The organism is Enterococcus devriesei, from assembly GCF_001885905.1.
Classification (GTDB): Bacteria; Bacillota; Bacilli; order Lactobacillales; family Enterococcaceae; genus Enterococcus_A; species Enterococcus_A devriesei.
The window spans coordinates 1-353 of the sequence record NZ_JXKM01000062.1 but is presented as its reverse complement, the minus strand read 5'-3'; the positions used below and the strand labels follow the sequence as shown (position 1 = coordinate 353).

Annotated in this window: 1 rRNA gene; it reads left to right on the top strand. The window is 48.2% G+C overall.

The window, feature by feature from the left end:
• Window positions 1-353, top strand: a 23S ribosomal RNA gene (locus RV00_RS16050); the annotation flags it as partial.

Sequence of the window (353 nt, the reverse complement as noted above, 5' to 3'; positions counted from 1 at the left end):
CGAACTTGGAGATAGCTGGTTCTCTCCGAAATAGCTTTAGGGCTAGCCTCAGAGTAAGAATGATGGAGGTAGAGCACTGTTTGGACTAGGGGCCCATCTCGGGTTACCGAATTCAGATAAACTCCGAATGCCATCCATTCATCTCTGGGAGTCAGACTGTGAGTGATAAGATCCATAGTCGAAAGGGAAACAGCCCAGACCACCAGCTAAGGTCCCAAAATAACTATTAAGTGGAAAAGGATGTGGGGTTGCACAGACAACTAGGATGTTGGCTCAGAAGCAGCCACCATTTAAAGAGTGCGTAATAGCTCACTAGTCGAGTGACCCTGCGCCGAAAATGTACCGGGGCTAAA